The organism is Streptococcus parasanguinis (assembly GCF_964238605.1).
Lineage (GTDB): Bacteria > Bacillota > Bacilli > Lactobacillales > Streptococcaceae > Streptococcus > Streptococcus parasanguinis_AJ.
Window position 1 is genome coordinate 70,929 of the sequence record NZ_CAXSMM010000010.1, and the last position, 1,307, is coordinate 72,235.

A 1,307-nucleotide genomic window follows, 5' to 3' on the forward strand; every position below is an offset into this window, starting at 1 on the left:
GAGACGGCTATAGACGAAGCGCGTGAAGAAGGTTTAGTACAAGGTCGTAAACAGTTGGTATGCGAGATGATCTCACGAGGAATGAAACCTGATCTGATATCAGAGATGACAGGTTTGTCGCTTGAAGAGATTGAGACTCTTCTTTCCTGATTCGTTAAAAGAGGCAGCGCCTCTTTTCTTTTTGGAAAAAACTTGAAAATTTTCCCATTTTTTCAATCCGCCTTTCTAGAATTGTGGTAGAATAGAGTCAACAAAGAGCTATCCTCACCAACAGTGTGATCGATACTAGAAAAGAGGATTCTGATGACAAGAAAAATTGGTATTATTGGTTTGGGGCATGTGGGTGCGACCTTGGCCCACAGCATGATTTTGAAACACACCTGTGATCATTTGGTCTTGATTGATACCAATGAGAAAAAGGTCAAGGCAGATGCCTTGGATTTCTGTGATACAGTTGCCAATACAGGGTATCCGGTTCATATCACGGTCAATGACTACGCGGCTTTAAAAGATGCGGATGTCGTGGTGTCGACTCTTGGAAATATTGAGTTGCAGGCTAATAACACTGATGACCGTTTTGCGGAGCTTCCCTTTACCAGTAAGCAAGTGGTGCAAGTAGCGCGTGATCTGAAGGCTTCTGGTTTTAGCGGGGTCTTATTGGTAGTGACCAATCCGGTCGATGCCGTTACTCAACTCTATCAACAATATACTGGCCTTCCAAAAGAGCAGGTGATTGGGACAGGGACTTTATTGGATACAGCTCGGATGAAGCGTGCAGTCGCTGATCGTTTGCAGGTTTCTCCTGCTAGTGTATCAGGCTACAATCTTGGTGAGCATGGAAATTCTCAATTTGTCGCTTGGAGTCAGGTCCGTGTCAAAGGACATGCTATTACCGATCTCTTCTCTCAAGAAGAGCTTGACGCCATCAACTACGAGTCCTTGCGCGGTGGCCACACGGTCTTCTTTGGCAAATTCTATACCAATTTTGGGATTGCAGCAGCAGCCCAACGTTTAGCAGAAGCTGTGATCAATGATAGCCACGAGGAAATGCCTGTGTCTAACTATCGTCCAGAATATGGAACCTATCTTGGCTACCCAGCAATTGTAGGTCGAAAAGGAATTCTCGAACGATTGGATTTGCATTTGACAGAAGAAGAAAAAGAAAAATTACTCCATTCAGCTGAAACTATCAAAGAAAATACACGAAAAGGATTGGAGCATGCATAAAAGCAAAGAGAGTGGGACAGAAATCGGTAATTCGTTAGAATTCGATTTCGTCGTCCCACCTCCGCACAGTTGAGTAGGGC

2 protein-coding genes are annotated in these 1,307 nt (G+C 44.3%); both read left to right on the top strand.

The annotated features are described in order from the left end of the window. Window positions 1-81 precede the first annotated feature (81 nt). Window positions 82-150: a hypothetical protein gene (locus tag ACESR9_RS10170; RefSeq protein ID WP_505504947.1), complete on the top strand. Its 69-nt coding sequence runs from the start codon at window positions 82-84 to the stop codon at window positions 148-150. 153 nt (window positions 151-303) lie between these two features. Then, on the top strand, window positions 304-1,227 hold the full coding sequence (locus tag ACESR9_RS08215; RefSeq protein ID WP_013903259.1) for an L-lactate dehydrogenase: 924 nt from the start codon (window positions 304-306) through the stop codon (window positions 1,225-1,227). The last annotated feature ends 80 nt before the right edge of the window (window positions 1,228-1,307 follow it).